24 protein-coding genes and 1 tRNA gene are annotated in these 24,859 nt (G+C 33.4%); 13 read left to right on the top strand and 12 right to left on the bottom strand.

Annotated features, from left to right (window positions below; all coding sequences use genetic code 11):
• Positions 1–8: 8 nt before the first annotated feature.
• From CLLU_RS06910 to CLLU_RS06900, 3 genes are all read right to left on the bottom strand, one after another.
• Positions 9–794 (bottom strand): MBL fold metallo-hydrolase, encoded by a 786-nt coding sequence (locus CLLU_RS06910; protein WP_106008932.1) that lies wholly within the window; start codon positions 792–794, stop codon positions 9–11.
• 23 nt (positions 795–817) lie between these two features.
• Positions 818–2,080 (bottom strand): UDP-N-acetylglucosamine 1-carboxyvinyltransferase, encoded by a 1,263-nt coding sequence (locus CLLU_RS06905; protein WP_106008930.1) that lies wholly within the window; start codon positions 2,078–2,080, stop codon positions 818–820.
• A gap of 224 nt (positions 2,081–2,304) precedes the next feature.
• Positions 2,305–2,469: a DUF1540 domain-containing protein gene (locus CLLU_RS06900; RefSeq protein ID WP_106008928.1), complete on the bottom strand. Its 165-nt coding sequence runs from the start codon at positions 2,467–2,469 to the stop codon at positions 2,305–2,307.
• A 214-nt stretch (positions 2,470–2,683) separates the two neighbouring features.
• On the opposite strand from CLLU_RS06900, the gene CLLU_RS06895 reads away from it, so the two are divergent.
• Positions 2,684–3,232 carry a 2'-5' RNA ligase family protein gene (locus tag CLLU_RS06895; protein WP_106008926.1) on the top strand — a complete coding sequence of 183 codons (549 nt, stop codon included), beginning with the start codon at positions 2,684–2,686 and terminating at the stop codon, positions 3,230–3,232.
• 50 nt (positions 3,233–3,282) lie between these two features.
• Here CLLU_RS06895 and CLLU_RS06890 read toward each other — a convergent pair whose 3' ends face one another.
• On the bottom strand, positions 3,283–5,181 hold the full coding sequence (locus CLLU_RS06890) for a type I glutamate--ammonia ligase (protein ID WP_106008924.1): 1,899 nt from the start codon (positions 5,179–5,181) through the stop codon (positions 3,283–3,285).
• A 322-nt stretch (positions 5,182–5,503) separates the two neighbouring features.
• On the opposite strand from CLLU_RS06890, the gene murI reads away from it, so the two are divergent.
• The 4 genes from murI to CLLU_RS06870 are packed head-to-tail and all read left to right on the top strand — an operon-like array spanning position 5,504 to position 9,271.
• Positions 5,504–6,292 (top strand): glutamate racemase, encoded by a 789-nt coding sequence (gene murI, locus CLLU_RS06885; RefSeq protein WP_106008922.1) that lies wholly within the window; start codon positions 5,504–5,506, stop codon positions 6,290–6,292.
• 36 nt (positions 6,293–6,328) lie between these two features.
• Positions 6,329–6,730: a DUF3783 domain-containing protein gene (locus CLLU_RS06880; RefSeq protein ID WP_158255891.1), complete on the top strand. Its 402-nt coding sequence runs from the start codon at positions 6,329–6,331 to the stop codon at positions 6,728–6,730.
• Between the two features lie 45 nt (positions 6,731–6,775).
• Positions 6,776–7,444, top strand: coding sequence for a helix-turn-helix domain-containing protein (locus tag CLLU_RS06875; RefSeq protein ID WP_106008918.1), 669 nt, complete (start codon positions 6,776–6,778; stop codon positions 7,442–7,444).
• 27 nt (positions 7,445–7,471) lie between these two features.
• Positions 7,472–9,271 (top strand): heme NO-binding domain-containing protein, encoded by a 1,800-nt coding sequence (locus tag CLLU_RS06870; protein WP_106008916.1) that lies wholly within the window; start codon positions 7,472–7,474, stop codon positions 9,269–9,271.
• Between the two features lie 57 nt (positions 9,272–9,328).
• Here CLLU_RS06870 and CLLU_RS06865 read toward each other — a convergent pair whose 3' ends face one another.
• Together CLLU_RS06865 and CLLU_RS06860 are read right to left on the bottom strand one after the other, a co-directional pair.
• A complete protein-coding gene (locus CLLU_RS06865; protein WP_106008914.1) occupies positions 9,329–10,228 on the bottom strand; it encodes a radical SAM protein in 900 nt (299 codons plus the stop codon).
• Positions 10,229–10,296: 68 nt separating this feature from the next.
• Entirely contained in the window at positions 10,297–11,343 is a 1,047-nt protein-coding gene (locus CLLU_RS06860; protein ID WP_106008912.1) for a YkvI family membrane protein, read from the bottom strand.
• Positions 11,344–11,531: 188 nt separating this feature from the next.
• Between CLLU_RS06860 and CLLU_RS06855 the strand changes: the two genes are divergently transcribed.
• Together CLLU_RS06855 and mnmL are read left to right on the top strand one after the other, a co-directional pair.
• Entirely contained in the window at positions 11,532–12,635 is a 1,104-nt protein-coding gene (locus tag CLLU_RS06855) for a hypothetical protein (protein ID WP_106008910.1), read from the top strand.
• Positions 12,636–12,784: 149 nt separating this feature from the next.
• A complete protein-coding gene (mnmL, locus tag CLLU_RS06850) occupies positions 12,785–13,708 on the top strand; it encodes a tRNA modification radical SAM protein MnmL/YtqA (RefSeq protein WP_106008997.1) in 924 nt (307 codons plus the stop codon).
• Positions 13,709–13,753: 45 nt separating this feature from the next.
• Here the strand turns inward: mnmL and CLLU_RS06845 are convergent, their stop codons facing one another.
• From CLLU_RS06845 to murC, 6 genes are all read right to left on the bottom strand, one after another.
• Positions 13,754–14,170 (bottom strand): hypothetical protein, encoded by a 417-nt coding sequence (locus CLLU_RS06845; RefSeq protein WP_106008908.1) that lies wholly within the window; start codon positions 14,168–14,170, stop codon positions 13,754–13,756.
• Between the two features lie 68 nt (positions 14,171–14,238).
• Positions 14,239–14,886, bottom strand: a complete 648-nt coding sequence (locus CLLU_RS06840) for an HAD family hydrolase (protein WP_106008906.1) — start codon at positions 14,884–14,886, stop codon at positions 14,239–14,241.
• A gap of 107 nt (positions 14,887–14,993) precedes the next feature.
• Positions 14,994–16,340 carry a [Fe-Fe] hydrogenase large subunit C-terminal domain-containing protein gene (locus CLLU_RS06835; RefSeq protein WP_106008904.1) on the bottom strand — a complete coding sequence of 449 codons (1,347 nt, stop codon included), beginning with the start codon at positions 16,338–16,340 and terminating at the stop codon, positions 14,994–14,996.
• Between the two features lie 155 nt (positions 16,341–16,495).
• Positions 16,496–16,571, bottom strand: a tRNA-Pro gene (locus CLLU_RS06830).
• A gap of 50 nt (positions 16,572–16,621) precedes the next feature.
• Positions 16,622–16,942 carry a hypothetical protein gene (locus tag CLLU_RS06825; protein WP_106008902.1) on the bottom strand — a complete coding sequence of 107 codons (321 nt, stop codon included), beginning with the start codon at positions 16,940–16,942 and terminating at the stop codon, positions 16,622–16,624.
• A 92-nt stretch (positions 16,943–17,034) separates the two neighbouring features.
• Entirely contained in the window at positions 17,035–18,405 is a 1,371-nt protein-coding gene (gene murC / locus CLLU_RS06820; protein WP_106008900.1) for a UDP-N-acetylmuramate--L-alanine ligase, read from the bottom strand.
• Positions 18,406–18,637: 232 nt separating this feature from the next.
• On the opposite strand from murC, the gene purR reads away from it, so the two are divergent.
• The 6 genes from purR (at position 18,638) to CLLU_RS06790 (ending at position 24,833) form a co-directional block, all read left to right on the top strand.
• A complete protein-coding gene (purR, locus tag CLLU_RS06815) occupies positions 18,638–19,453 on the top strand; it encodes a pur operon repressor (RefSeq protein WP_106008897.1) in 816 nt (271 codons plus the stop codon).
• Positions 19,454–19,554: 101 nt separating this feature from the next.
• A complete protein-coding gene (gene spoVG / locus CLLU_RS06810; protein ID WP_106008895.1) occupies positions 19,555–19,845 on the top strand; it encodes a septation regulator SpoVG in 291 nt (96 codons plus the stop codon).
• 159 nt (positions 19,846–20,004) lie between these two features.
• Positions 20,005–21,375, top strand: a complete 1,371-nt coding sequence (gene glmU / locus CLLU_RS06805; protein WP_106008892.1) for a bifunctional UDP-N-acetylglucosamine diphosphorylase/glucosamine-1-phosphate N-acetyltransferase GlmU — start codon at positions 20,005–20,007, stop codon at positions 21,373–21,375.
• 24 nt (positions 21,376–21,399) lie between these two features.
• Entirely contained in the window at positions 21,400–22,359 is a 960-nt protein-coding gene (locus CLLU_RS06800) for a ribose-phosphate diphosphokinase (RefSeq protein WP_106008890.1), read from the top strand.
• Between the two features lie 371 nt (positions 22,360–22,730).
• Positions 22,731–23,417, top strand: coding sequence for a response regulator transcription factor (locus CLLU_RS06795; protein WP_106008888.1), 687 nt, complete (start codon positions 22,731–22,733; stop codon positions 23,415–23,417).
• Positions 23,418–24,833 carry a sensor histidine kinase gene (locus tag CLLU_RS06790; RefSeq protein WP_106008886.1) on the top strand — a complete coding sequence of 472 codons (1,416 nt, stop codon included), beginning with the start codon at positions 23,418–23,420 and terminating at the stop codon, positions 24,831–24,833.
• Positions 24,834–24,859 lie beyond the last annotated feature (26 nt).

Raw genomic sequence — 24,859 nt, 5'->3', positions numbered from 1 at the left:
CCTTTTTATTAGAAATTTATAAAGTTGCTGGGTTCATCACGTTTTGCCATAGATATATTTATATCCGATTTTAATTTAACTCCAGCTTCACTTAAGGTAGTTGCTACAGTTTGATAGGCTAACTCAGGATAATTATTTATTTTGCTTAAATGTCCCAGGATAATTCTTTTAAACCTGCTATTTAAAATATCCAATATGGCTTTTCCGCAATCATCATTGGATAGATGTCCTATTTTGCTTAATATCCTTCTTTTCAACTCATAGGGATATGGGCCAAACTTTAGCATTTCTACATCATGATTGCTTTCTAAAAGTATTACATCTGAGTCTTTAAGTATAGATTTGATTTTTTCTGAAATAAACCCCAAATCTGTTGCTATGCAGACCCTCTTATTACCGCAGTTTATTGCATATCCACAAGGATCTACAGCATCATGAGATATGGAATAACTTGTTATATCCATATCATTTATACTTATACAGCTATTAGAAATTATTTTAATATTGTTTTCTTTTATTTTGCCGATAGACTTCAGCATGGCTTTCCATGTGAGACAATTAGCATAGATAGGTATATTGTATTTTCTGGACAGTACACCTACTCCTTTAATATGATCAATATGCTCATGGGTGACTAATATTGCATTTATTTCATTGGCATTGCAGCCAATTTTTGCAAGACCTCTTTCTATGCTTTTACCGGAAAGACCTGCATCTACTAAAATTTTGGTGCGGCGAGATGCCAAAAATATACTGTTTCCACTGCTACCACTGTACAAAGGACAAAAAATCATATTAAAAGTCTCCCCACAAAATATTATTTAGAATAAGATACTCTTTTTATATCAGCACCTAAGGCTTTGAATTTGTCTTCTATATTTGGGTACCCTCTATCAATATGCTCAATACTTAAAACTTCAGTAGTTCCCTCTGCAATGAGTCCAGCTATGACCATAGCTGCACCGGCTCTTAAGTCCGTGGCTTTTACTACAGCACCGCTCAATTTTTCAACTCCATCTATGATTGCAGTTCTACCTTCTACTTTTATATTGGCACCCATTTTCTTTAATTCATCTACATGTTTAAATCTGCTCTCCCAAATACTTTCATTTATGATGCTTCTACCCTCAGCTACAGTTAAAAGTGCACTAAGGGGCTGCTGCACATCCGTGGGAAAGCCAGGATAGGGCTGAGTCTTAATGTTCACACCTTTTAGCTTTCCATTTGATTTTACAGTAATAGAATCACCATCTTCTATTATCTGGGCACCCATCTCTATAAGTTTTGCCGATATGGACTCCAGATGCTTAGGTATAATGTTTTGTACTAGAACTTCACCACCACATGCTGCAGCAGCAATCATATATGTACCTGCCTCTATTTGATCCGGAATTACACTATAAGAGCAGCCTTTTAATTTTTTTACACCTACAATTCTTATTGCCTCTGTTCCGGCACCTTTTATATTTGCCCCCATGCTGTTTAAAAAATTTGCCACGTCTACTACATGAGGTTCTTTAGCTACATTTTCCAAAATGGTTATGCCTTCTGCAAGGGTGGCAGCAAGCATTACATTTATAGTGGCACCTACACTTACCACATCAAAAAATATATTAGTTCCAACTAATTTGTCAGCTTTTACTATTACACATCCATGCTTGATTTCCACCCTAGCACCTAGTGCTTCAAAGCCTTTTATATGCTGATCTATAGGTCTGACTCCTATAGGGCACCCTCCGGGAAGCTCCACCCTGGCTTCTTTAAATCTGCCTAAAAGGGCACCTATAAGGTAATAAGAAGCTCTCATTTTTCGCACATCATTTGTATTTGCATCCATACTCACTATATCAGTACTGTCAATTACTACTGAATTTCTACCTGTTTTTATTTTACACCCTAAGCTTGAGAGAATTCTTTCTATACAGTGAACATCTTCTATATTAGGGATATTATCAATTGAACATATATCGCTGCTGGCCATTATTGCGGCTGGTAAAATTGCTACAGCTGCATTTTTAGCACCATTAATTTCTATTGAACCGAAAAGGGGATTTCCACCGTTAATTACCAATTTATCCATTCATGTATCCATCCTTATCACAAATTTATATTTATATAAAATTTAGAAAATCTCAAAATTTAATTCATATTACACAAAATTTATTATATCATAATTCTATATTATTTTAACATTAATTTTTAAAATATGAACATAACCTAGAAATAATTATTCCCAAAATAAAAGAAACCAGTTAAAAAGTAAAACTGATTTCTTTCATTATGGGGTAAAAAGATATTAGATAGCTATTCTTTTACAAAACTTCCACAATCAGTACATTCAATGTCTTTAGCCATAGATTCATGTTTTGTAACTTGTATTTTATCAAGTGTACAGTGGTTTGTGTCTTTTGCGTGGAATCTACATTCATTAACTACACAGCCAATGCTGTTATTGCGAGCGCTATTCATACGTATCTCCTGCTCTAAAATATTTTTCTTTTAGATGGGCAGGATTTTCACCTCTTTTCTATAAATTTTAAGACAATAATATTCTTTGATCTTTAAGCATTTTATATACTTGAAGATTCGTGGCAATTTTTACATTATGAAGCTGATGATTCTGTGATATAATATTTATATAAGGCACATAGTTTATAATATTATTTGGGGGATTGAGAAAATAATGAAGTACTATTTAGTAGCATTGTTTGATAGAGATTCTTATTCATATATTGAACGTATACAAAAAAACATATGCAGAAAATATAGATTGTATAAAAATATGCCAGTTTTACATATAACTCTTGAAGTTGTAGAAAATCCCGATATAGATAAATTATGGAAAATTGTTTCAGAAATAGTTAATCCATATAAAAAATTTAGAGCGAAAATAAATGGGACTATCTGCTTTGAGCCTCCCTATAAATCTGTAAACTTGAAGGTGGAACATAAAGGTTACATTATAAGATTGGCAAGGCAAATAAACGATAAACTGAAGTTGTATAAATTTGATGTTAGGAAGGATATAGAGAACTGGGATCTGCATATTTCACTGGCTAATACAAATTATGCCATGAGGGAATGGAGTTCTAAGGAGTATGCAGCAGCTTGTGAAAGTGTTAAGAGAGAGGGAGTAAATAAAATGGTGCGCATTGACAGAATAGCATTGTGGAAACCTATAAATAATAAAAAAGAGATGTTGATAAGAAATTTGCCTTTGAAGAATTTTTAGAGTGTTTTATAAAAATAAGAGCAAGATTTGTTCTTGCTCTTATTTCTATATTAAATGTCCAGTAAATTTTTTTTATATGTTGAATACAAACTTCTCAATTCAGACATTCTTTCCTCAGCTTCTACCTGAAGCTTGGAAACTTCTTCGTAATCTTTATTTTCAGAAGCAATTCTTATTCTTGAAAATAAACTTTTTTTGGAATAGGAATCTTTCATTAAATAATATTTTAGCTCCTCTATTTTCATCCAGTTTGCCACATCAAGATCAAGAGCTTTATCTATGGAATGAAGAATTTTATAACTCCTTATTTCATCAGTAAATTCATTTATAATCCTGTGATTTATTTCTACCAGCCATCTTTTTATAGCACCAAGTTTAAAGCTGTTTATCAATTTGTCATTTAATATATCATTCTTAACCAAGATGGCTTTCTTTTTTGGATATTTATCAAAGGCAGAGAGATTTTCGTATACAGTTGCAGGAGCTTTACCAAAGAATTTTTCTCTTTCTTCATCAGTAAAATCTTCAAATATGTTTTCCTCACTTCTGTATGCTCTTTCCTTTTCCAGATAATCTGCATCTTCTCCAGGTTTTTTAGAAAGTTCTGTTAACAGGTCGTCTTCATTTTTATTATTTTTTAAGGCATAAGTTATTCCGTCCATCATGGAGATATATAATGCAGTTAAGGCCAGATAAGTATTGGTGCGTGGGTTTGGAGCTCTGAGTTCGAATCTTGTGGATAAAGGACTTGCAAGATCTCTTACAACACCTATAAGTACCGTTCTGTTCCTTGAAGGTAAATCAACAGCATGACCTACGGAAGTTACAATACAGATTGGAGCTTCGAATCCTGGCTTTAACCTTCTGAGTGCATCAGTTGTGGAAGAAACAAAAGGATTGATGACTTCGTAGTTTTTAAGTATTCCCATTACAGAAGAATATCCGAAGACACTTAAGAAGTGCTGTTTAGTAGAAGAAAATAAGTTTATTGTCTTATTATTCTTCAATTTCAAAGCCAAGCCTATATGAGTATGTTCTCCACTGCCGGCTACTCCATCTATAGGTTTAGCAAGGAAAGTGACTTCCAGTCCGTTTTGCCTAAAGGTTTCCTTGACTATACTTTTTACAAGAAGTTCATTGTCAGCAGCTTGTATAGCACTGGAATATTTCCAATCTATTTCCAGCTGTTCTGCTATATGATTGAAATTTCCGGATTCATCAATTTTGGCTTTTACGCCACCTACCTCTTTATGGCCCATTTCTGGTTCTAGACCATATAACTCCATGTTCAAAATGGTCTGTTCCAAGGCTGTTCTAACCACACCTTTTGTTCTAGTCCAGTATTGTTCCTGAAGTACCTGTGAGGTGGAAAGTTCCTCAATTTCAGCCTGGTTGTTGGGAGTTTTTACCCAAAATTCCAGTTCTGTAGCACAAGTTGCAGCTACACTATCTATGTCGTCATATTTTATACCGAAAGGGGTCAGGGAATCTGGGTGCTCTTTGAATAAATTCAGAAGATCTGCTTTGAAATGCTCTATACAGTTAGTTAAAGTGTATCTTGAATCTACGGCTTTGTTCTCATGATACAGGAAACATGGAATTCTAAGCGTTCCTACAGGTTTTTCGGTCTCAGGATCCACATTATCTGTATTGTACTCAACATACCAGTTTACGTCTAAATCACATACCATATCTACCTTTGCATTATTTAAGCTGGCAATTCCCGGGAGAACTACGGATGAACCATCGGTTTGGATTGCACCTTTTAAAAAGGCGGTTATATCATCCAGAAGAACTTTGATGGGAATTTTTTCATCAGTATCATTTCCAGAAAGGTCTATGCCTATCAGGGATACAAATTTTATTTCTGGATGGGAAGTTAGTATTTCTTTTAAATTTTCTTCTGAGTGCTTTTCCTTGGGCACTATATAGATAAGATCTTTTAACATGGTGTTCCCTCCTATGAATAATTTTGAAAGAGTATTTTACTACTCTAATCGCTGTGCATAATAAATCTATAATTATATTTTTAATTTTTATATATCTATGATTTTATAATTAATATGTATGTATGTCAATATATTTTAAAGAATTTAGAGGATAATTTGCAATATTGTTAAAGGATAATCAGTTTATATTTTATTGAAAGTATAAAATATAGGCGTAATGTATATTTATGCATTAATTTTGAAGTTTGTATACTTTAAATCTATAATATATAATATAAATAGTAAAATGTAATATATTTATTGGAATTAATGAGGTGATAAAGTGGAGTCAGAGAGTAGACCGATTGGTTTTTTTGATTCTGGAATAGGCGGCATAAGTGTTTTAAGAGAGGCTGTTAAAATTTTACCCAATGAGGATTTCGTGTATTTTGGGGATTCGAAAATGGCTCCTTATGGTGTGAGAACTGTAGAGAATGTAAAAAAACTTACACTTGATGCCGTAGAGTTTTTATTGAAAAAAGATATAAAGGCATTGGTGATCGCATGTAACACGGCAACCAGTGCAGCTATAATAGATTTGAGAGAGAAGTATAGCAAGTATATGCCCGTAATAGGTATAGAACCAGCCTTGAAACCGGCTATGGAATTCGGGAGAAAGGGAAAAGTGGTTATAATGGCAACCCCTATGACATTGGCTGAAAAAAAGTTTGCCAATCTTATGAAAAAATTTGACAGGAATTCAAAAATAGAGCCACTGCCATGTCCTGGACTTGTAGAGCTTATAGAACAGGGTATAATAAGTGGAGAAAAAATTGAGCAGTATTTAAAGATAAGATTGAATCCTTTCAAAGAAAGTGGAATTGCGGCTGTGGTACTGGGGTGTACTCATTATCCTTTTATAAAAGAAAGCATATCCAAGGTATTGGATGATGATACTCCCATAATAGATGGCAGCAGGGGAACTGTACAGCAACTTAAAAGACAGCTGGTTAAATACGATATTCAAGCCAGTAATAGGGATAAATTGGGAAATATAAGAATATTTAATTCTATGAATAGTCAGGATATTATAAAATTGAGCTATGAGCTTTTGAGAGGGGAAATTAATTAGAATTTTATTTTATGTCTTGAAAGGATGGATGTGTATATGTCTCTACAGAATAGTAAGACCATACTTATGTATGGTTTTAGTAAAAATGACGAAAAGATTGTAAAAGGTGCAGGCAGGCAATTCAATGTTGACGGTTTTAAAATAATAAAAGATCATATGACGGAGATGAAGATAAAAGATATATTATCAGGAGATCTGGAAAAAGAATTGAGAGAACAAGATACTGGCTATTTTTTAAATGAGAAAGTAATATTGTTTAATAATCTGACGGACAGACAAATAAGCGGAATTATGAGAGAATTAAAGGTTAAGATGAATAGCATGCCCATTTTGGCTGTAGTAACTAAAACTTCCATAAATTGGAGCTTTGGTTATTTACTGAGTCACCTTCTTCAGGAGAGAGCATGGTTTGAAAAGAACAAAGGAATTTCAACTTAATATTGATTATATTATTTAACATAATTGTGATAATGGGAGGAAAAAATGAGTAGAATAGGGGAAAAAATAAAATCTGCAAGAATTAAATCAGGAATTAGTCAAAAAAAGCTTGCCAGGAAGTTGGGAGTTTCCGAGGGATTTGTAAATGAAGTTGAGATGGGGAGAAGAATAGCCAATCAGGGGATAATAGATAGGATTTCTAAAATTTTAGGTAAAGATATGAATGATATAACCATGTCTTTTGAAGAACAGTCAGATGATGTCAAGAAAGAAGAATTCCCTCCGATATCTAATAGAGAAGAGAAAGTCAAGGATATTTGGAATGAAGCTTTTGGATCCGTTTTGAAAAAGGTACCTATTTATAAATATGATTTAGGCAGGCCCATTGGTTTCAAACAGCTTCCTTTAATTGAGAATAAAATAGAAGGATATTCACAGGATAAGGTTTTGTATTTGAAAATAGAGAGTGATGATATGGAAGGTTTCAGAATACATAGAGGTGACTTGGCCTTTGCACATATTACCGGAGAAATTGAAAACAATGTTATATGTTTGGTGGAGTACCATGGTGGAAGGGAGATAAGGCAGATAAAAAAATTGGATAGTAACAAGGTGCTTCTCATAAGTGGTAACAATACTGTGAGAACGGAAAGTGTGGACATTGGCAGCTTAAAGGTAATCGCAAAATTGGATAAAGTGGAAATTGTGCTGTAGATCAATTACATAGGAGGAGGGTAAAGTATGAAGGGTACTGTGGTTGCTACATGGATGAGAACGTGTAGAAAACTTTATGGTGATGAAACTGTCAACACTGCTATGGATGAAGTTGGGTGGGGAGCATCTAAGATATTCTCTCCAATTGAAAACGTAGATGATGGACAAATAAAAAATGTTATTGAAGCTATTGCAAAAGCCAATAATGAGGATGTAAGGACTTTGTGGAAGAAAATAGGACTGGACAATATAAATGCTTTCCATAAAGATTATCCTGCTTTTTTTAAGCATGAAAATTTGTATTCATTTCTAAGATCCATGTTTGATGTACATGTAGTTATGACTAAAAAATTTCCAGGTGCAAAACCGCCTTTAGTAGTAATAAATCCTGTTTCATCTAGAACTGCTGTATTTGAATACAAGTCTGAAAGAGCTATGTTTGATTATCTTATTGGTATGATAGAAGGAAGTGCTAAGTTTTTTGGAGAAAAGCTTGGAATAGAGAAAATTGATGAAACAAGCAACTCTGTAAAATTTAAATTCACTTTTGAAAAAGACATATATTATAAGAAGGTTTACGGATTTAACAAATTGCTTTCTTTTGGATTTATAAAGAACATTGGAATAAAGATAGGAATATTCAGCTTTATATTATGTTTGATAATATCTGTGCCTATGTTCGGGTTAAATAATTTATTTAAGTCCATAGCGATCTCATTTATAGCTTTTCTGGGAGCCTGTATATCGGGTTATATGCTTATGAAGCCCCAAACTGCTATAGTAGATGCCATAAATAAAATCAATAAAAATAATTATATAGAGGATGGGGACATAGAGACAAATGATTTTTTTGAAAATATATATGAGCTTCTAAAACAACATAAAAAGATGATCAAATCAGATTTTGTGGGATTTAAAGGTGTCACTGATGAAATGAATACATTTGTTTCAAATATAAATAGAATATCCACTTCAATGGACAATACTTCCGGTGAAATATCCGATGTGGTGGAGCAGGTAGCCAACTGTGCAGTGAATCAGGCGGAAAATACTGAAAAAGTGGTGTCTGTATTGAATGATAATATTGAAAATTTGAAATGTATAGTTGGAAATGAAAATGATAATAAATTGGAACTTGAAAAATCCATGGGTAAAATAAACAACAGCTATAAAAATGTAGATAGTGCGAGCAAGAATATATTGGGTACTTTGGAGAGCTTTAAAAAAGTCAGGGACAGAGGAACTGAGCTCCAATCAAAAGCAAAAGACATAACCGGCATAGTTTCCATAGTTTCAGGTATTTCAGAACAAACAAATTTATTGGCTCTCAATGCTTCCATTGAAGCCGCCCGTGCCGGAGAACAGGGAAAAGGATTTGCAGTAGTAGCTGAAGAGGTAAGAAACCTGGCAGAACAATCTCAGGATGCTGTAAAAGACATAAATTCCAATCTTGTTAAATTCGCAGAAGATATAGAGAAACTGGTAAAAAATATAGAGGAACAGTTTGATGTACTGAAGCTGGAAAGTGGTAAGCTTCAAAATGTGAGGGATATAAGTTATGAAGCGACAGATTCTATAGAGAAAGTAGCCTCCTCCATGATAAAAACTATAAACAAACTTACCCAGGAATCTGATTCTATAGCGGGGATATATGACAATATGGAATCATTGGCAGCAATTGCTCAGGAGAATTCGGCATCATCGGAGGAAGTTAGTGCCAATGTATCCAATTATACCAATGATATCAAAAATCTTATGAATAGTATAGGAGAATTTAAAAAGATAACAGAATCCTTTAAATCAGAACTTGATAGATATAAAATATGAAAATTAAGAAATTGGACAGGAGGCATAGTTCTTTTGTCCAATTTTTAATAGCAGGAATTAAACTCCCTGTAGATCAAAATTAGGCACAAAATTTTCAGAACAAGTACCACTTTCCTGAATAAATGCATTCTTTATTCCGAGAGAGATGCAGTAATTTATAAAACAATCATAGTGTGCCGGATTTAAAACTTTGTTTATTTCGGGGAATTTATAGGAGTGATACATAGGGGTATATTGATTCATTATGCTTATGTATACTGAATCTCCATAGGTATTATAAATATAATCTATTATCTTTTTAGAATCAAAGAGCAAGCCAGGCAGCATAAGGTGACGTATTATCACTCCTTTTGTTATAAGACCATCATTGTTAAATTTTGGGGCTCCAACTTGATTGTACATTTCTCTTATAGATTTTGAGGCATAACTAAAATAATCAGGAGCACTGGAATATTTAACAGAGTATTTATTGCTGAAATATTTTAAATCGGCTAGATACACATCTACATATCCGTTTAGGGCTTTTAATGCATCTGTAGTCTGATAACTGTTGGTGTTAAAAAGTATGGGCAGGGTTAATCCTTCTGATTTGGCTATTTGAAGAGCCTGGATTATTTGAGGTATATAATGGGTAGGGGTTACCAAATTTATATTATGGGCACCTCTTTTTTGCTGTTCTAGAAATATATTGCTGAGCCTTTTTATAGACACTTCTTTACCTGTGTTTTCAGCACTTATACTGTGGTTTTGGCAGAAAACACATTTCAAATTGCAGTGGGAGAAAAATATGGTACCCGAGCCTGCAGTGCCTGAAATGCAGGGTTCCTCCCATTTGTGCAGAGAAACTTTAGCTATTTTTACGTTTTTGCCTGCATTGCAAAAGCCGATAGTTCCTTCTAATCTATTTATGCCACATTTTCTGGGACATAATTTGCAGTTTTTGAGGGTATTCAACATTAAAAAACACTTCTTTCATATTTTATATATTAATATGTTAAAGTATATATTTTGTTTTGTAAAGAAAGTCATAGAGTATCTTTTATATAAAAAATTGTGCATTGTACTATAAATATAAAACCAATCACTCCAAATGCAGGATATAAAAAGGAGATTAGGTTTATAAAACCAATCTGGGATATGGGAATTGTAATTAATATGATCAAGAACACTGATTTATTGTAGGATATATGAAACATCTCCTGAAAATTTTTACCTACGCTGTATATGTCCGACACTTCTGTGGAGAACATTTCAAGCCAAATTATCAGCAGAAGCATTATCTGAATCAATTTCCCAAATCGATTGGCGATGTAAAGCAGAGGAATTTCGTATTTGAATATATAAGGTATGTTCGAAATCAATAAGAAATTTATTATGAGAGCCAAAGCTGTAAGACCAAGGGAACCTATGATGGAGCCAGTTACAAGACTCTTTTTTTTGCCTATGGAAAGGCTTAGGGGTACAAGTACACCACTGCAGCACAATATGTTGAATCCTGAATATATCAGTGAAGATAAAAGCCAACCGTCTTTATAATGAGGTATACTTTTTATGAAAGACGGATTTATGTTTTTATAAAAAATTAAATGCAGCATGAAAAGAGTAAATATTACAATCACAAGAGAAGGAACTATTATTGAATTTATTTCCATGAGACCTTTGATATCTCTGAGTAAAATGATTATGGATACCACAACCATGAGAAGTATGCCTATCCACCTTGATATGCCAAAATATTGATGTATAAGGGCTCCACTTCCGGCAAGTATTATTGAGGCACCTCCAATTAAAAAAAAGGTAGTCAGGAAATTGGTTACCAATCCTAAAAATCCCGGGCTTACCAGTAGTATAAGACCATCATAGGAGTTCAATCTGTATTTTATACTTATATTGACTATGATTGAAGACATTATTATGTAGATGGCACAGCAGATCAATATGCCGAAAAAGCTTTTGTAACCATACTGGGTGAAAAATTGGGATATTTCTTGGCCAGATGCAAGTCCTGCACCAACTATTGTCCCAATGAAAACAGCAGATATCTGTAAAATTAAAAATATTCTCTCCTTCAAAGATATACCTCCTAGAATAAAGCATTATTAATATAAGTATATAAATATCATATAAAAATAATGAATTATAAATTAAAATTTTATTTGCGGGGAAAATATAATTTATAAAAGTATGTAGAAGGCTTAAATAAATTTGAAAGGGGTGAAATTTCTACTGCAGATGTATGATTGGATGTAGTAGAAGATACATGGAGAAAAAAACTTTATTTAAATTCATTTTCCCTATAATTTTTTTATGTATTATAATATCTGCATGTGATTTAAGCAGAAGAGAAAATGTTCAAAGTACCAATGAAGGTTTTGATATGAAATCCGCTACCAACACAGCGGATAACTATATGAAATATCTCATGAAAAATGATATGGGAAATGCTAAAAAATTGTATTCCAAAGATCTTCTTAAAAATTTTAACAGCAATGAAAATAAAAATCTTCGTATTTTAGGATATAGTTTAATTGACAGCAGTGAAGTGGGAAAATCTGCGATTTTGAAGATGAAAGTTGCCAGGACTGATTTAAGCAAACCTTTTGCAACTTTAGATGAGTACTCAATTAATGTGATAAAAGAAGGCGACGATTACAAGATCAATGAAACTAACAATGTGGGGGATAGAGAAGCCTTTGTGGAGAAAAATCAATTGAAAATGAGAAATAAGAATAGTGTAAGTGTAAATGTGATAACGGATATTAGAAGTATGCCCAATTATGTATTTAGTAAAGATGATGAAGCAAAAGTAAATAAAACTCCGGTGCCTAAAACCAATTTCGGTATACTTGATTTTTCCTATGATGGTGATCGTCTGGCAGTAGTCACTTATTCTAAAGATTCATATATAGGTATAATTAAAATAGATGAAAGTGTGGAGACACAATCTGATGAACAGTCGGGAAATCAAGATGGCGGAGCTTCAGGAGGCCAGGATGATTCAGGCGGTGGACAACAGAAAAATGTCAAACCCATAGGTAAAGATATAACTGATCTTGATATTTTGAAAAATTCCAAAGTGGAATTTCTGACTTTTTCTCCAGATGAAAAATTTATTGCAGTTCAATATACTGGCAATGATGTCGGACACTGCATACGATTATATAAAACAGATTCTGGAAATATTGCAGGTTATAAATTTGAAGAAAGTTTTCCACTTGACAAGGTAGATGTGCTGTTCTCTTCTTTTGATGGAGGTATATTGAGTTTTGATGTTGTATCTAAAAACAATAATGACGAAGCACCTCAAAATATAATTGGGAAATGGGAATTGAACCTGGGAAGTTTTAAGGCCACAAAAGTGTGATATAATTTCAGTGTATTGTTTTTGATATTTAAATATGCTCTTAGGTAAGTTTTTCTAGGATTGAGATGGACATAGGTATTTCCAGGCAGGCTCCATCTGAATCTGAGAAAACACTTGATACTATTATCATGGAAGGATAGAATTTGGGAATGCAGTGGGGAGATAAAGCATACTATAGTTTGAACTATTATTTGAGAAAGAAATTTGGCTGCAAAGTATTTAAAATATCCTTAGATGCAGGGTTTTCCTGTCCCAATAGAGATGGAAGCATAAGCAGGGAAGGATGTATTTTTTGCAGCGAGAGGGGTTCCGGGGATTTCGCGGGAAATAGAGATATGTCTATATGTGAGCAATTTGAAAGTATAAAACACATGATGAATAAAAAGTGGAAAAATGGCAAATACATAGCATATTTTCAAGCCTATACAAATACTTATGCCCCGGTAGAAGTTCTCAGAAAGAAATATGAGGAGGCTGTGAATCAAGAAGGAGTGGTGGCACTGGCGATAGCCACTAGACCTGACTGTCTTGATCCTGAAGTGCTGAATTTATTGCAGGAATTCAACAGTAGAATTTATACCTGGGTGGAACTTGGACTTCAGAGTTCGAATGACTATACAGCGGGGATAATAAATAGAGGGTATAAGCTGAAGACTTTTGAGAAAGCTGTAAATTCCCTTAGGGAAATAGGAATCGATGTAGTGACTCATATAATAATGGGATTGCCGGGAGAAAATGAAATTGATATGATGAACACGGTAAAATATATTTCAAATCAAGATATACAGGGAGTTAAGATTCATTTGCTTCATTTAATGAAACATACTCCTCTTGTAAAATTATATAATGAAGACCGACTGAGATTCATGACTCAGGATGAATATGTAAATATGATATGCTGGGCACTGTGTAATATTCCTTCCAGCATGGTAATTCATAGATTAACAGGGGACTCACCTAGAAATTTACTTATAGGTCCTAGATGGAGTCTGAAAAAATGGGAAATTTTAAATGAAATTGATAGGACTATGAAGGATAGAAAAATATATCAGGGTATATATTTCCCAAAATAAAACTGATGAGAGGTTTAATACATAATTGTTTACCAAGACCCCAGCTTATATGCTGCTGGAGTTTGGTAAATTTGCCTTTATATAATTAGATTTTATCCAGCCCTTAGAATTTATCCTGGTAACTCCCACCATAGAAACCTCAAACCAGAATTCATTCATAATTTCAATACTGTCATGAACTCTTATTTGAGTATTTTTTTCCAAGGTATTTACTATACCGGAGTTTAAAATAGGAGCCAGATAGATATGACTTCTTGTGAGAACTATGGCATTTACATATTGTGGAGTAATATATTTCACATTTATTTTTCTTGGGGTTTCTTTTGATATTCTTGATTTCAGCTTGTCATTTTCATATCTTAAAGATAGTATCTGCCTTCTTTGAGAGGAAATTTTATTTTGAAGATTATACAAGATCACAGAAGTGCAGATTATAAGTGCTATGAATAAAAAAGCCAGCATCATATTTCTCCATATTTATTAATTTAATACATTATATTCAATATGGTGCTTAAAGATGAAAGTTTATACTATTTTACTAAATCTGTATACCTGAAAATACTCATATCTGCATAGGCAAGTATATCCTCCCACTGGGAATCCGAATAGGTATCATATACGCCGATTACAGTCATGCCTGTGGATTTAGCTACTTTTATGGCAGATAGGATGTCCTCAAATACAGCACAATTCTTAGGGGTTAAATTCAGCTTATGGGCAGCAAAAAGATATATATCGGGAAAATTTTTGCCTTTTTTTACATCCTCTGTAGTCACTATAGAATCAAATAGATTGTATATTTTATTTTTCTTCAAACTTGTTTCTGCTATAGTTCTATAATTACTTGTGGCAAGAGCTATCTTGATTTTTTTCTTTTTTAAAAGGTACAAAAAATCCCTGGCACCTGGTTTTAGGCAAATGTTATGGGAATATTCGTAAAAAAGCATATCATGCCATTCTTTTTGTATTTCAGATACACTTTCGGATAAGTTGAATTTGTCTTTAAGATATTTTGAAGTTTCATCAAGAGTCATATTCTGTATGGTATCTTTTAGTTCTACAGTGAAAGGTATATTTTTTTTGCTTAAATATTCTTTGTCAATATTTTCCCAAAGCCACATGGAATCCAAAAGGGTTCCATCCATGTCGAAAATAGCCCCTCTGATATTTTCAAGCACATCAATCACTCCCATATTCTAAAATACAAAATGCAAATATCAAATAATGAAGATTTCTGTATAAGATTTAAAATTCAGTATCTAAATCTGACAGCAGCTTGATTATATTAAAAAATTCGCTCTAATAATTTTATTTTGTTTTTATCCTTAAAATCATCTATGGAATGTATGCCAATCATATCAAGTATTCTATTCATGCAGTCGCTGTCTATGGAAACTTTTATTTCTGAATTTTGTGCAAATTGGTCTACAGAATTTTTCCCCTCATCCTTTGGTATAATTGCCTTGGGACCCCCAACACATCCGCCGATGCAGCCCATACCTTCGATAAAATTAGCACCTATATCTCCACTTTGAGCCTTTACAAGTGTGGATTTACATTCTTTTACACCGCTTGCCTTGATTGATTTAAGCAGCTTGTATTTTTCAGGAAAAATTCTTTCTATGGCTTCACCTACTGCAATCGATACTCCACCTGTACGGGCATATAATCTTCCTCCCCTGGAAGCATACTCTGCAGAAGATTCACCTTGAAGTTCGCCGGGATGTATATTAACAGCATCAAATATGTCTTTTAATTCTGCAAAAGTCAATACGAAATCTATGGAACCTATTATATCTTTTTCTTTTGCTTCAGATTTTTTGGCAATGCAGGGACCTACAAATACCACCTTGCAGCGTGGGTTTAATTTTTTGAGTATTCTTCCTCCTGCAACCATAGGAGAAACGGAAGGGGATACGTATTTTATCAAATTATTGTATATCTTTTTTAACATACCCACCCACATAGGGCAGCAGCAGGAAGTTATCATAAGATCATTTTCACTTTTAACATATTTGTCAAATTCTACTGCTTCTTTTAAAGTGAGTATATCTGCGAAGAATGCCACTTCAATCATATCTGCAAATCCCAATTTCTTAAAAGCACTTCTAAGCTGATCCATGGTGACGTCATTTCCAAATTGACCTATTATTGCTGGAGCTACTATGGCTATTACGGGTAAATTATCTTTTAACATGTTGGCTAATGGAAGAAATTGTACTTTATCCATTATGTTGCCATTAGGACAGGCATCTACACAAAAACCACAGTCAGTGCATTTATTTTTATCTATGTATGTAGTATTTTTATCGGTGTTAATTAAAATAGCATCAAAAGGGCAGGCTTTTTGGCATAGAGTTTTACCATTTTCGTCTGCACATTTCATGGAACAATGTCCAACTTTAGTGACTATTTTTTCATCGGATTTGTAAGAAACTATTGCTTTCTTTAAATTCTCTATGAAGTTGGAATCACAGTTTACATTTACACCACATAATGAGGATATGATTTTATAGAGTTCTGATTTTTGAATTTTACTTTGGGATAAAATAGAGTTTATTTTGTCTTCAAAATTTCCATTATAATATGATTCTATTAGAGATTTGAATAAGTTATCATACTGCTCTTTCATCTTATGAATACAACTCCTTGTGTGATTAATTTACTGCCATGGTTTTGTAATATTATGTTTTGAATTTACACAATATAAATTTGAAAAAAACAGGTAGGAGATGGGTGATGTGAAAAATTAATGTATGTAAATCATTTTAATCCCATCTATATCAGTGGTCGGGGTGACAGGACTCGAACCTGCGACCTCTTGCTCCCGAAGCAAGCGCGCTACCATCTGCGCTACACCCCGTCCCTTTAACATTCTATAACATATATTGAATAAAAACAAGAGGTGAAAAACTATTTTACAGTCATATTGGAATTATCTCCTTCACCTCTTGTGGGAACCGTTGACATTAAAAAGCCTACCAATATGGATACTAAGGCCGGGGATATTATATTTATATAAGCTATATAAGCAGTTCTATATAATATTAATGCACTTAAACCGGTTATGGCCAAAGTTATGAAAAATAGGTATATTATAAATTTGGCGAAGGATTTAAAAAATTTTTCATATAACTTGTGTCTTGTAGGTCCGCTGATTATTTTTACAAATAAAAAATAAGATAATAAAATTAAAAATACATCAACACATGCAGATATTAAAAAGTTTTTCAAATTAAAACACCTCCAATAATTTGTCAATTATAGTATTGCCCTATTAGAAACATTTTACGCCAAATTATAAATTTTACTAGTTATTTTATACTTTATTTTAAAAACATTTCACCTATTTTAAAGACATCTCCTGCACCTATAGTTAAAAACAAATCTCCATCCTTTAGACTGTGATTTAAATGTTGTACTATTAAATCAAAATTTTCAATGTAACTGCATTTTACACCTCTTTTTGAGATGTCTTTAGCCAGCATTGCAGAGCTGACCTCTCCAGTATCTTTTTCCCTTGCTGCATATATATCCGCCAGTATCAATTCATCTACATTATCGAAGGCAGAAGTAAATTCCTTATACAGGTTGATGGTTCTTGAAAATGTATGCGGCTGAAATACACAGATTATTCTTTTGTGGGGATAATTTTGAGCTGCATTTAAAGTTGCTTTTATTTCAGTAGGATGATGGGCATAATCATCCACTACCGTGATTCCGTTTTTTTTGCCTTTGATTTCAAATCTTCTATGAGTGCCCTTGAAGTTTTCCAGACCTTTTTTAATATTCTCCAGAGGTATATTTAAAATTAAAGAAACAGCTGCGCTGGCCAGGGAATTTAATATATTGTGTTTGCCTGGAATGCCCAGATGCAGGGAAAACAAAGCTTCATTATCCTTGTACACTTTAAAGCAGGCACATCCTTTGCTGTCAAAGCCTATGTCTCTGGCAGTAATATCCCCGCTATCTATACCATAGGTAATTATATTACAGTTGGCATTGGATATAACTTTCTTCATTCTGCTATCATCACTGCAGCATACCAGATATCCGTCCCGGGGAATCAATTTGGAAAATTTCACAAAGGCATTTTGCACATTATCTATATTTTTATAGTAATCCAAGTGATCAGCATCTATATTTAAAATGACCCCTATATATGGAAAAAATTTTAAAAAGGATTCTTTGTACTCACAAGCTTCCGTAATAAAATATGGGCTGTTTCCTATTCGTACGTTTCCATTTATGATATCCAGATTTCCCCCTACCAATATAGTAGGGTCCAGATTGGCATCAAGTGTTATGGAGGACAGCATGGATGTAGTGGTGGTCTTACCATGAGTTCCAGATACAGCTACATTGTACTTATGACCTTTCATTATATTTCCTAAAAATTCTGCCCTGGTTATCAGGGGAATGTTCAGAGTTTTAGCCTTTAAAAGTTCTTCATTATCTTTTGGGATAGCAGCGGTATATACTATCAGATTTATATCCGATGTTATGTTTTTAGAAATTTGACCTATATATATGTGTGCACCCATTGACTTTAACTTGTCTGTTGCCGGGGAAGACTTTATATCGGAGCCGGAAACCTTAAATCCTTTTTCAAGCAGGATTTCAGCCAGACCGCTCATACTTATTCCACCTATACCTATAAAGTATACTTTTTTATTTTTTATAAAATCAAATGACAATTCAAATCACTCCTTCATATTAACTAACCTATCAATAATTATATACAAAAATTAGTTAAAAAACACAAGAAAATTATATTATCATGGTGGACATTAATTAATTTGGATGGATATTTTACAGCTTTAATTACAGTAAATAGCTATTGATTAACCACAGTTTTTAGAATACAATATGAATAATAGAATAAGAACTTACATTATTATTCGTAAAATCATATAGATAGGTGATAGAATGCAAAAGTTTAGTAGAAACCATAGAATAGCGGCAATAACAAAAATATTGCTTGAAAACCCCAACAGGATAATGGGATTGAATAATTTTACTGAGATGTTCAATACTGCAAAATCAACGATCAGTGAAGATATAGTTGTAATCAGGGATACTCTAAGCAGATTGAATATGGGAAAAATGAATACTGTGTCAGGAGCGGCTGGTGGAATTAAGTACATATGCGGTATATCTCCTGAAAAAACTAGAAAATTTGCTGAAAAGCTATGTATTATTTTAAGAAATAGAGAAAGAATAATACCAGGAAATTTTTTATATATGACAGATATAATGTTTAATCCGAAAATAATACATACTGCAGGTGTGATTTTGGCATCCATTTTTATAGAAAAGGATATCGATTGTGTGGTTACAGTGGAAACCAAGGGAATACCACTGGCTTATGAGGTTGCCAGAATGATGGGAGTTCAACTTGTGGTGGTGAGGAGAGAGACAAAGTTTACAGAAGGATCCACATTGACTATAAATTATGTATCAGGGTCTACAGGCAGAATTCAAAATATGTCATTATCTAAAAAAGCGCTGAAAAAAGGAAGCAGATGTATTTTTATTGATGATTTTATGAAAGCAGGAGGAACTGCCCTGGGCATAATTGATCTTTTAAAAGAATTTGAAAGTGAACTCCTGGGCATAGGATTCTTGATAGATAATGTGGGAATTCCTAAAAAGTTAGTACAGAATTATGTATCCATAGTGGATTTTAGAGGTATTGATGAAAATGGCAACGCCCTATTAGCTCCTTCTAAAATGTTCGTCTGATAAAGTTTTCAAAAAATTTTATTAGTTTTTAACAAAATAAGAAGGAAAAATATAAAATATAGAGAATAGTATATACATAAGCATCTTGGAGGTGGATTTATATGCAAATTACAGATGTTAGAGTAAGGAAAATTGCTGCCGAGGGTAAGATGAAAGCTATTGTTTCAGTAACCTTCGATAACGAATTCGTAGTTCACGATATAAAGGTTATAGAAGGTCAAAATGGTCTTTTTATAGCAATGCCTAGCAGGAAAACTCCTGATGGTGAATTTAAGGATATTGCTCACCCGATAAATACTCAGACTAGAGAAAAAATACAGAAGGCAATTCTTGATGAGTATGAAAAAGTAAAGAGTGAAGAAATGGTTGCCGAACAGAAGACGGAGGAATAATAAAGGGGAGTATATTACTCCTTTTTATTATTCCTCCGTCTTTTTTTGAAATTATGCTATAAGGTTGCAAATAATTCTTATATAAAATATAATATTATAGAATGTTTTAATATAATGTAGTGTGGAAAAAGTGGATTTATTCCATAAAGAGGTGTTAAAATGTATAATTGTGCTATAATATTAGCAGCTGGTGAGGGAAAAAGAATGAAATCTTCTACACCCAAAGTTTTACATGAAGTTTGTGGGAGAGAAATGGTCAATATAGTTATTGATGTTGTAAAAAAAGCACAAATAGAAGATATAGATCTTGTAATTGGAAATGGTGCGGAACGGGTAAAAAAAGCCACTGAGAGTAGAAATGTGAGTTATTCTTTTCAAAATCAGCAATTGGGTACGGGGCATGCGGTTTTATGTGCAGAGGATTTTTTAAAGAATAAAGAAGGAACAGTAGTCATATTTACAGGGGATTCACCTTTGATAAAAGAAGATACCATAAAAAAAATGCTGGATTTTCACAATAAGGGTGGTTATAAGGCTACCATAGTGACATCTGTGGTTAAGGATCCTACTGGATATGGAAGGATTATAAGAGAAAAAAATGGAGAAGTCCTTAAAATAGTTGAACATAAAGATTGTTCTAGGGAAGAACTGAAAGTTGATGAGATAAATTCAGGAATGTATTGTTTTGATATAAAGAGTCTTGTTGAAAGCTTAAATAAATTACACAACAATAATGCTCAAGGTGAATATTACCTGACAGATGTTATAGAAATATTGAAGGTAAGCAAGGGGAAAATAGGTGCGCTTCCAGTAAATTTTGAGGAGATTATAGGAGTAAATTCCAGGGTGCAGCTCTCAGAAGCTGAAAAGGTTATGAGAGATAGAATAAACCATATACATATGAGAAATGGGGTAACACTTGTTGATCCAGGCAATACTTATATAGAAATGGATGTTACCATAGGCAGGGATACCGTGATATATCCGGGCAATGTACTTCAGGGAAATACTGTTATAGGAGAGAAATGTACGTTGTATCCAAATTCACGTATAAAAGACAGCGTGATAGAGGACAACGTGATTGTACAGAGTTCAGTGATATTAGAAAGTAAAATAGGACAAAATGTTACGGTGGGGCCTTTTGCCTATATAAGACCCGAAAGTATAATAGGAAATTCGGTTAGAATAGGAGATTTTGTAGAGATAAAAAAGTCTACAATTGGAGATAAAACCAAAGTATCACATTTGACATATATAGGTGATGCCCAGGTAGGAAGCGGATGTAATTTTGGATGTGGAACTGTTGTAGTGAATTATGATGGCAAGGTGAAAAATAAGACTTTGATTGGAAATAACTCATTTATAGGATGCAATACAAATCTAGTTTCACCGGTTAAGGTAAATGATGATACCTATATAGCAGCAGGATCTACTATAACAGATGAGGTACCAGCAGGTTCTCTCGCTATAGCTAGGGCAAAGCAGATAAATAAAGAAGGCTGGGTATATAAAAAAGGATTAAAGAAATAAAAAATTTTAGGAGGGCTTTACATAATGATAACCCATGGTAAAAGTATTAAAATTTTTGCTGGAAATTCTCATCCTGAATTGGCTAAGCAGATAGCCGATATTTTGGGAACTACAGTGGGAGATGCAAAAGTTTCCACTTTTAGTGACGGAGAGATATCTGTAGATATCAATGAGACTGTGAGGGGTATGGATGTATTCTTAGTTCAATCTACCAATAATCCTGTAAATGACAACTTAATGGAACTTCTCATCATGATTGATGCATTTAAAAGGGCATCAGCAGGCAGAATAACTGCTGTAATGCCTTATTATGGCTATGCAAGACAGGATAGAAAAGCAAAAGCCAGAGATCCAATTACTGCAAAATTGGTGGCTGATATATTAACTGCCGCAGGAGCGGATAGAGTTCTTACGATGGACCTCCATGCAGCGCAGATTCAAGGATATTTCAATATACCCCTAGATCATCTTTTAGGAGCTCCTATACTAGCCAAATATTTTGTGCAGAAAGGATTTAGCAGCAGAGAAGATGTAGTGGTGGTTTCACCGGATCTTGGAAGTGTTACAAGAGCTAGAAAATTTGCAGATAAACTTCATGCACCTATAGCTATTATTGATAAAAGAAGGCCAAAGGCCAATGTATCAGAAGTAATGAATATAATTGGCGATGTGAATGGTAAAATTGCTATATTAGTAGATGATATGATAGATACAGCAGGAACTATAACAAATGGAGCACAGGCTCTTGTGGACAGGGGAGCTAAAGAGGTTTATGCATGCTGTACCCATGCTGTATTGTCTGGCCCTGCAATAGAGAGAATAAAAAATTCTGTTATAAAAGAGTTGGTAATGTTAAATACAATAAATCTACCAAAGAATAAGATGCTGGATAAATTTAAAATATTATCCATAGCTTCGGTATTTGCAGAAGCCATAAGGAGAATATACGAAGAAGTTTCAGTAAGTAAATTATTTGAGGATTAACTTTGAGGTGGCATGTAGAATTTGTTTTCTACATGCTTTTTTAAAATATATTTATTTTGTAACTTATTTGTAACTTTTGAAAGGGGAATATTATTTATATAGGAATATATGATAAATTTATTATGAGCAGTTGATTTTTTAATAGCTGCTTATAGAATATTTATATTATGGAATTAAAAAATACAGTTGATAATATATGTGAACTGATTCCTGGGTCCGAGTCAGGTTTTGTCTGTGGGTAATGTGATTTCACACTGGACCTTAAATAAACTGTTAATTGTCTGGAATTTTGAGAAAAGATGTAAGTGAAGTAGCAACAGCTGTTACATGAATAGATGTATGGATATAAAAGATTGATTAGGAGGATAATAATGGAAGGGTCTATAGGTAAGATTTTGATCGTAGATGATGATGAGAATATTTGTGAAGTGATAAAGATGTATTTGGAAAATGCAGGATATAAAACACAAATTGCAAATGATGGAAAAATGGCAGAGACACTATTTTTAGAATATAAACCGGATCTAGTATTATTGGATATAATGCTTCCCAATATAGATGGCATAGATGTACTTAAATGGATACGAAAAGAATATGAAACTCCTGTAATTATGCTCACTGCAAAGGGTGAAACCTTTGATAAAGTTTTAGGACTTGAACTGGGAGCAGATGATTATATAGTAAAACCATTTGAGGCAAAAGAGATGCTGGCTAGAATTAAAGCAGTCCTCAGGAGGTATACTGTAGATAATGACAATAAGGAAGTGCTTAAGTTTGAACAGCTTACCATTGATATAAATTCATATAATGTTGTCTATAAAAATGAAGAGATAAAAATGCCTCCCAAAGAATTTGAACTGCTGTACTATCTGGCGAATAATAAAAACAGGGTATTTACCAGAGAACAGTTGTTATGTGAGGTTTGGGGATACGATTATCCAGGGGATTCCAGAACAGTGGATGTTCATATTAAAAGGCTCAGGGAAAAACTTCAGGGAGGGCCTAATTGGCAGATAGAAACAGTATGGGGTGTAGGGTATAAATTTGAGGTGAAATAGATGAAAAAGGGGTTATTTTCAAAACTTATGGCTGCATTTATTGCAATTATTATAGTGAGTTTTGTGATGACAGCGGCTTTTTTATCCTATTGGTTTGAAGGGTATTATTTTAAGCAGAGGGAAAGTGAACTGCTTAAGGAATCTCAGTTTATAAAATACAAGGCAATTCAATATTTAGATGGAAATTTGACAAAAGACGATATAAATGACACTTTGACTTATATAGGGAATTATTTATCTGCGGATATATGGCTTGTAGATAATTATGGCTATGTATATTCTGTGTCGAAAAGTGAACACAAAAAATTGATAGCTACATCGAAACAGATAGTCACTAGTGATTTGAAAGAACTCCGGGAAAATGAAACAGTAGACAAAATAGAAAATTATTCGGAAATATTCACAGATCCAGTTCATACTTTTGAGGTGCCCATTTTTTCGGATAAAGTTTTTAAAGGTGCTATAATGATGCACACATCCATAAATGAACTGAAAGAACCTTTAAAATGGGTATACAAGATCATATGGGCATCGGCGGTATTTGCCATTGTAATATGCTGTATTGTAATTTATTATTTATCTCAGAAAATAATAATAAGGCCTCTGGAACGGATTAATTATGCAGCAGATAAAATTTCCAGAGGTGAAGTTGAGAAGAGGGTGGAAATTAGATCAAATGATGAAATTGGAGAACTTGCCAAATCTTTTAACAGCATGGCGGATTCTCTGCAAAAGGTGGAAAAAAACAGAAGGGAATTCATATCAAATGTGTCCCATGAAATAAGATCACCTATAACATCTATAAAAGGTTTTATTGGAGGAATGATCGATGGTGTTATTCCTCTGGAAAAGCAGAACTATTATCTTACTGTAACTTATTCTGAAATACAGAGACTTACCAGATTGGTAAATGATCTTTTGGATTTGTCAACCATTGAATCAGGACAGCTTAAGCTCAATATAGAAAAAGTGGATATAAATGAGATAATAAGATTGTGTGTTATAAAGTTTGAAACCAGAATAAATGAGAAGAAATTGAAGGTAGATGTGCATTTAGAGGATGATAAACTCTATGTAGCAGCAGATAAAGATAGAATAACTCAAGTGGTTACAAATTTGGTAGACAATGCTGTAAAATATGTAAATGAAAATGGAAATATAAAAATATTTACCAAAATAAAGGGAGAAAAAGTATTCACGTCCATATACAATGATGGTTCCAGCATATCACAATCGGATATGAAATATATATGGGACAGATTTTATAAAATGGATAAATCCAGAACTTCAAAGATAAGCACAGGACTTGGGCTTCCAATTGTAAGGAGTATACTTACCCAGTTAGGTGAAGATATATGGGCTGAGAACAAGAAACCTGATGGAATTATGTTCACTTTCACTTTGAAAAGAGTTTAACAAATTATTTTATTTTGTTCATATTT

Origin of the sequence: Clostridium luticellarii, from assembly GCF_002995845.1 — a bacterium.
GTDB lineage: Bacteria > Bacillota > Clostridia > Clostridiales > Clostridiaceae > Clostridium_B > Clostridium_B luticellarii.
The sequence above is the reverse complement of the archived record's forward strand: the minus strand, read 5'-3'. Positions and strand labels throughout refer to the sequence as shown.